This window comes from Tepidiforma sp. (assembly GCF_026419595.1).
Lineage (GTDB): Bacteria > Chloroflexota > Dehalococcoidia > Tepidiformales > Tepidiformaceae > Tepidiforma.
The window spans coordinates 24,400-31,178 of sequence record NZ_JANZZD010000026.1 but is presented as its reverse complement, the minus strand read 5'-3'; the positions used below and the strand labels follow the sequence as shown (position 1 = coordinate 31,178).

The window sequence follows — 6,779 nt, the reverse complement described above, 5'->3', positions numbered from 1 at the left end:
TCCCTTTCTCCCTTTCTCCCTTTCTCCCTTTCTCCCTTTCTCCCTTTCTCCCTTTCTCCCTTTCTCCCTTTCTCCCTTTCTCCCTTTCTCCCTCCTCGTTCCTCCGTCCTCCCTACTCCCTCCTCCCCTCTCCTTCCTTCGCCCATTTGAAGTGCATGCGGCCGTGGTCGGCGTTGGCGGCGAGGATGCCGCCGATGGTGCCGTCGGCCCAGGGGGCGCCGGGGATCGTCTGCTGGAGCTGGTCGTCGGTGAGGTCGGCGAGGAGGGCGAAGGTCTCGGCGCGGGCCGCGAGGCCGATGCGGGCGAGTTCGTCGAACGGCTTGCCGCGGTGCTCTTCGGCCCAGGCCTCGGTCCATTCGTGGATGCCGGCCATGACTTCCTCGCGGGATTGCGGGGCGCCGTCGGGGCGGAGGCGGCGGGGGAGGGCGGGTTCGCCGCGGAGGTGGCGCCGGACCATGTCGTTCCAGTTCCGTTCGATGAGGGTGGTGTGGATGAAGTGGTCGGCGTAGGACCACCACTTCTCCGGGTCGTGCTCGGAGCGGGTGCGCGGGGCGTGGAGCTCGTCGGGGCTCATGGCGGAGAGGGTTTCGAGGAGCCAGGCGCGGTCGCGGCTGAGCTTGAGTTCGATCTCGATGCGGTTCACGGGGCCTCCGGCGGTGTGGTCGGTCAGTTGTACGCTGCGCGGGCGGTGCCGGTCGAATCGCCGGAGCGGGCGGCTTCGACGGCGCGGGCCGCGGCTTCGGCGTAGTCGGCGGCGTACCGCTCGTGGACGGGGGTCGCCATGACGTGGATGCCATCGGGCGAGGTGGTGCGGCCGGCGACCCAGCCTTCGCGGGCCATGGCGGCGGCGACGCGGCCCATGCTGACGCCTTCGGCGGCCCACGCGAAGGCGTAGAGGGGCGGCTCGCCGTGGATGCGGACGCCGGGGATGCGCTCGCGGAGGCCGGTTTCGATGGCGGCGCGGGCGCGCATGCTGGCGGCGGCGAGGCCGCGGTAGCCTTCGCGGCCGAGGAACTGGAACGCGGCCCACGCGGCGGCGATGGCGCCGCCGGGGCGGGTGCCGGTGAAGGTGAGGCCGCTGTACGTGCCGCTCGGCCAGTCGTCGAACGTGTAGCGGGCGTAGTCGCGGTGGGCTTCGGAGCGGAAGAGGAGGGCGGAGGCGGGCTTGGCGGCGAAGCCGGATTTGTGGAGGTCGGCAGAGACGGAGGTGACGCCGTCGCAGTCGAAGGCGAAGGGCGGGACGGGGTAGCCGAGCTCGCGGACGAAGGGGCCGAGGATGCCGCCGACGCAGGCATCGACGTGGAGCCAGAGGCCGCGGTCGGCGGCGAGGCGGGCGAGGTCGGCGATGGGGTCGATGACGCCGAGGGAGTAGGCGGGCGCGGAGGCGTAGAGGCCGATGGTTCGGCTATCGACGGCGGCCGCGATGGCGGCCGGGTCGGCGCGGTAGTCGGGCCCGACGGGGACGCGGCGGACATCGAGCCCGAGGTAGTGGGCGGCCTTGTTGAGGGCGGGGTGGGCGGAATGGGGCGCGACGATGGCGGGCCGTTCGAGGCCGGGGCGGCTGGCGCGGGCCCATTCGCGCATGGCGTAGACGGCGAGGAAGATGCTTTCGGTGCCGCCGCTGGTGAAGATGCCGGGCGTCTGGGGGCCGCCGCCGAGGAGCACGGCGACGGATTCGAGCACGTCGGCTTCCATGCGGGCGAGGCTGGGGAAGACGCGGATGCCGAGGCCGTTTTCGACGAGGAACATGCCGAAGGCTTCGCGGAGGACGTGTTCGAGCTCGTCGGAGGCGTACCAGACGTAGGCGCCGTGGCGGCCATGGCGCCAGTCGAGGTCGCGGGCGCGGGCGGCCTCCATCTCGGCGGCGATCTCGGGCCATGGGCGGCCGCGCTCGGGGATGGGCATGGCGGACTCCGAACCGGGTGGGCTGGGGCGGAGTCTACCTGCCGGCCGGCGGGGATGCAGGGTCAGGCTGGGTCGGCGTCGGCCTTTTCGAGTTCGAAGGCGGCGTGGAGGGCGCGGACGGCGTCGTGGACGCGGTCGGCGGCGATGATGCAGGTGAGCCGGATTTCGCTGGTGGAGATGAGTTCGATGTTGATCCCGGCATCGTAAAGGGCGCGGAACATGCGGGCGGCGTAGCCGGGCGCGGTCTGGATGCCGACACCGACGATGGAGACCTTGCCGAGGTTGGCGTTGGAGGTCCATTCGGGGGCGCCGACGCGGGCGCAGATCTCGGGCATGAGCTGCTCGGCGCGACGGAGGTCGGAGCGGGAGACGGTGAAGGAGAGGTCGGTGAGGTTGGCTTCGGAGGCGTTCTGGACGATGGTGTCGACGCTGATGCCGGCCTCGGCGAGGGGTTCGAAGATGTTGGCGGCGATGCCGGGCCGGTCGGGGACGCGGCGGACGGTGATCTTGGCGACGTCGAGGTCGTGGGCGATGCCGCGGACGCGGTTGCGTTCTTCCAATTCTGCCTCCCCCCGGATGAGGGTGCCGGGTGCTTCGACCATGCTGGAGGTGACGAGGATGGGGACGTTGTAGACGGATGCGAGCTCGACGGCGCGGTTGTGCATGACCTGCGAGCCCTGGGTGGCGAGCTCGAGCATCTCTTCGTAGGCGATGTCTCTGAGCTTGCGGGCGGTGGGGACGATGCGGGGGTCGGCGGTGTAGATGCCTTCGACGTCTTTGCAGTTTTCGCAGCGGTCGGCGCCGAGGGCGATGGCGAGCGCGACGGCGGTGGTATCGCTGGCACCGCGGCCGAGGGTGAAGATCTCCTGGTGTTCGTTGACGCCCCAGTAGCCGGCGACGACGGGGACGCGGCCGGCGGCGAGCTCGGCGCGGACGCGGTCGGCTTCGACGCGGGAGATGCGGCCCTGGTAGTGGCGGCCCTGCGCGATGATGCCGGCCTGCTGGCCGGTGAGGCCGACGGCTTCCTGGCCGAGGGATTTGAGGGCCATGGCGAGGAGGGCGACGCTGACCTGCTCGCCGGTGGAGAGGAGCATGTCGAGCTCGCGCGGGTCGGGGTCGGGCGCGACCTGGAGCGCGAGGTCGATGAGGTCGTCGGTGGCGGAGCCCATGGCGGAGACGACGGCGACGACCTGGTCGCCCTGGCGGACCCTGCGGATGATGCGGCCAGCGACGTGGCGGATCCGCTCCGCGTCGGCGACGGAGGTTCCGCCGTACTTCTGAACGACGAGCACGGAGGTAGCGTAGGGCGGGAGGCGGGAACGGGGAAGCGGAGGGGAGGGAGAAGGGAGGAGGGAGGAGGGAGAAGGGAGATTGGGAATGGGCAACGGGGAACGGGGAGCGGGGAGCAGGGAACGGCAAGTTGGAGGCGGTCGGGAGAGGTGGAGCCTGGCTCCTCCCTCCTCTCTCTCCTCCCTTCTCCCTCCCCCTCAATCGTGGGCGCGGAGCCAGTCGGCGAGGGCGGGCCAGACCTGTGTGCGGGCGCGGCGGCCGGCGATGACGCTGATGTGGCCGCCTTCGAGCTCGAGGAACTGTTTGTCGGCGCTGCCGACGGCATCGATGAGGGCGCAGGCGCTGGCGGCGGGCACGATGTCGTCCTTCGTGGCGCCGATGCAGAGGACGGGGGCAGTGATGCGGCGGAGGTCGATGGGCTGGCCCATGATGCGGAGTTCGCCGCGGATGAGTTCGTTGCGCTGGTAGAAGTGGCGGACCCAGTGGCGGAAAAACTGCTTGGGGAGCGGGATCCACTCGCTGGCCCAGCGGTTCATCGCTTTGTAGCCTTCGAGCCACTGGCGGTTGCCGGCGTTTTCGAGGAGGGCCTTCGCCTGCTGGAGGTCGCCGAGGGGGTTGAGCATCTTGAAGCCGCTGCGGATGAACTCGGCGGGCATGAGGTCGAAGGTTTCGATGACGGCGTCGACGTCGAAGCGGTCTTCATCGGTGATGCGGGGGAATTCGCCGATGGAGAAGTCGATGGGACCGACCATGGCGAGGTAGTTCTTCGCCGGGAGGGAGGGGTCGAAGGCGAGGGCGGAGGCGGTCATCGGGACGCCCATGCAGTAGCCGAAGACGGTGGCGGCCTCGGCGCGGGCGTGGCGGAGCGCCTGCCGGAGGAGGGAGGGGATCATGTCGGCGACGATGTCATCGAGGCCGAGGTCGCGGTCTTCGGGGCCGAAGATGCCCCAGTCGACGAGGTAGAAGGGGACGCCCTCGGCGGCGAGGAATTCGGCGAAGGATTCGCCGGGGCGGAGGTCGAAGATGTAGGGCCGGGAGATGCCGAGGTAGGGGAAGAGGACGAGCGGCGTGCGGAGGCGGGGGCCGCCGAGGGGCGGGTAGTAGAAGAGGCGCGCTTTGCCGCGGAAGCCGACGAGGACGCGGCGCGACTGGGCGACGGGCGCGGGGGCGCCGAGGGCGCTGCGGAGGCCCTGCGCGAGCCGGAGGAGCTCGTTATCGGATTCGAAGACGGGTGCCTGCGCCATGCGCGGGAGTATACGCCTCCCGCGCAAGGGGCATGACAGGGGTCAGAACTGGCACTCGGGGAGCGTCTGGAAGAGCTCGTCGAGGCCTTCGGGGTCGTACTGCTGGAGCTCGTCGAAGGTGGAAGCGGCGTCGCTGAAGAGGCGGTCGATGAGGGTGATGAGGCGGTCGGACTCGAGCTGGGCCTGCTCGACGGAGGTGAAGTTGACGGACCGGGCTTCGCGGGTGAGGCGCTCCATGGCGGCGACGAGCTCGTCGGAAGCGGTGACGAAGACCTGGTGGATGGCCTGGCCGTCCTTGACGGGCGGCGGGTTGAGCTGGCCGATGCTGCGCTTGAGCGCGCGGGTGTCGGTGAGGGCTTCTTCGAAGAAGTCGACGAGGATGCGCTCGACCTCGGCGACGGTCACGGCGCGGGCGACGTCGCGGTCGAGGCGGTCGGCGCCGTCGGTGAGGGCCTGGACCCAGGTGCCGAGGGCAGTGCAGACGCCGCTGACCCAGGCTTCGCTTTCGGGCTCTGCGGCGGCGTCGATGTTGAAGAGCGTGCGGGCGCAGGGGCGGTCGGCTTCGATGGCGGCGATGAGGTCGTTGACCTTCGGGTGGTCTTTGGCGACGGCTTCGAGCTTCGGCCGGAAGTCGGGTTCGCCGATGTCGTCGGCGATTTTCAGGAACTCGGTGAGGAAGTCGGCCCGGTCGGGGATGGCGGCGACGCGCTTTTCGACGTCGTCGGTGCGCTTCGTGTTCTCGTCGAACTGCTGCTCGAAGGCGTCGACGACCTGCTTGCCGCCGTCGATGTCGGGCTGGCCGAGGTCGGCGAAGGCGGTGCGGAAGGCCTTCTGGGCGTCGCGCTGCTTCGCGAGGGACTCGGCGAAGGCGGCCTTGGCGGCCTTCGTATCGGCGAGGTCGGCATCGATGAAGGCTTCGCCGGCGGCTTCGGCGGCTTTGTCGTAGTCGGAGACGGCGTTGCAGAGGCCGTCGACCCACTGGTCGAGGGCGACTTTCTTCGTCGAATCGCCGCAGGCGGCGGCCACGAGGGCGAGGGGGAGGAGCAGCAGGGCGAGGGCTGGGGCGAGGGAGCGGGACACGAAGCCTCCGGCGGCCGAACGGGGCCGTGGAGGTCATTGTTCGGCGGGATGGGGCTACCGCTCAAGCGGTCGCGCGGAGGATGTCGCGCAAATTCTCACAGACGAAATCGACGTCGGCGTCGGTCATCGCGGGGAACATGGGCAGGCTGATGGCGCCGTCGAAGATGCGCTCGGAGACGGGGAAATCGCCGGGCTGGTAGCCGAGCCTGCGGTAGGCAGTGTGGTAGTGGAGGGGGATGAAGTGGACGGAGGTGCCGATGCCGCGCTCGGCGAGGCGGCGGATGACGTCGTCGCGCTGGACCGGGGAGCGCTGGTTGTCGACGCGGACCATGAAGAGGTGCCAGGCGTGGCGGTTCGCCTCATCGAAGGCGGGGAGGGTGAGCAGGGGCTCATCGCGGAGGTTGGCGAGGTAGCGCATGGCGATGCGGGTGCGGGCTTCGGTGAGGCGGTCGAGTTTGGCCAGCTGCCGGCGGCCGAGGGCGGCGGCGAGGTCGGTGAGGTTGTCCTTGAAGCCGAATTCGACGATGTCGTAGCGCCAGCTGCCGCCGGCGTCGTAGCGGTTCCAGGCGTCCTTCGTCATGCCGTGGAGGGTGAGGACGCGGACGCGGTCGGAGAGGGCCTGGTCGGCGGTGGCGAGGGCGCCGCCTTCGCCGGTGGTGATGTTCTTGGTCGCGTAGAAGCTGAACGCGGTGGCGTCGCCGATGCTGCCGATCGGCCGGCCGCGGTAGGCGGCGCCGATGGCGTGGGCGGCGTCTTCGAGGACGCGGATGCCGCGCGGGCGGGCGATGGCGAGGATCGCATCCATGTCGCACGGTTCGCCGGCGAAATGGACGGGGATGACGGCCTTCGTGCGGGGGGTGATGGCGCGTTCGAAGGCTTCCGGGTCGAGGTTGGCGTCGCGTTCGCGGACGTCGACGAGGACGGGCCGGGCGCCGGTGTGGACGACGACGGTGGCGGTGGCGGAGAAGGTGTAGGCGGGGACGATGACCTCATCGCCGGGGCCGATGTCCCATGCGCGGAGGCAGAGGTGGAGGGCGGCGGTGCAGGAGTTGACGGCGTTGACGAAGGGGGCGCCGCAGGCGGCGGCGAGTTCGCGCTCGAATTCGCGGACGTTGGGGCCGGAGGTGAGCCAGCCGCTGCGCAGGGTCTCGGCGACGGCGGCGATGTCGTCGTCGTCGATGGCGGGGCGGAAGAACGGGATGCGCAGTTCGGCCATGGGGGCAGTGTAGGATACGGGCCGGTAGCTACCAGCAGGGGGGC

At 70.3% G+C, this 6,779-nt stretch carries 6 protein-coding genes; all 6 read right to left on the bottom strand.

Annotation, left to right across the window (positions count from 1 at the left end; translation table 11 throughout):
• Positions 1-112: 112 nt before the first annotated feature.
• Positions 113-643 carry a DinB family protein gene (locus N2041_RS11935; RefSeq protein ID WP_297678814.1) on the bottom strand — a complete coding sequence of 177 codons (531 nt, stop codon included), beginning with the start codon at positions 641-643 and terminating at the stop codon, positions 113-115.
• 23 nt (positions 644-666) lie between these two features.
• Entirely contained in the window at positions 667-1,905 is a 1,239-nt protein-coding gene (locus tag N2041_RS11930; RefSeq protein ID WP_297678813.1) for an aminotransferase class V-fold PLP-dependent enzyme, read from the bottom strand.
• A gap of 62 nt (positions 1,906-1,967) precedes the next feature.
• The gene (locus tag N2041_RS11925) at positions 1,968-3,197 is read right to left on the bottom strand and encodes an aspartate kinase (protein WP_297678812.1); all 1,230 of its coding nucleotides are present in this window, start codon (positions 3,195-3,197) and stop codon (positions 1,968-1,970) included.
• 195 nt (positions 3,198-3,392) lie between these two features.
• Complete coding sequence (locus N2041_RS11920; protein ID WP_297678811.1) at positions 3,393-4,439, bottom strand: hypothetical protein; 1,047 nt, start codon at positions 4,437-4,439, stop codon at positions 3,393-3,395.
• A 42-nt stretch (positions 4,440-4,481) separates the two neighbouring features.
• Complete coding sequence (locus N2041_RS11915) at positions 4,482-5,519, bottom strand: hypothetical protein (RefSeq protein ID WP_297678810.1); 1,038 nt, start codon at positions 5,517-5,519, stop codon at positions 4,482-4,484.
• Between the two features lie 61 nt (positions 5,520-5,580).
• Positions 5,581-6,735, bottom strand: a complete 1,155-nt coding sequence (locus tag N2041_RS11910; RefSeq protein ID WP_297678809.1) for a DegT/DnrJ/EryC1/StrS aminotransferase family protein — start codon at positions 6,733-6,735, stop codon at positions 5,581-5,583.
• Between the last annotated feature and the right edge of the window lie 44 nt (positions 6,736-6,779).

Excerpts from the sequence above, each read along its gene's own strand:
- N2041_RS11930 (WP_297678813.1), bottom strand. The coding sequence starts at position 1,905 with ATGCCCATCCCCGAGCGCGGCCGCCCATGGCCCGAGATCGCCGCCGAG.
- N2041_RS11920 (WP_297678811.1), bottom strand. The coding sequence starts at position 4,439 with ATGGCGCAGGCACCCGTCTTCGAATCCGATAACGAGCTCCTCCGGCTC.
- N2041_RS11910 (WP_297678809.1), bottom strand. The coding sequence starts at position 6,735 with ATGGCCGAACTGCGCATCCCGTTCTTCCGCCCCGCCATCGACGACGAC.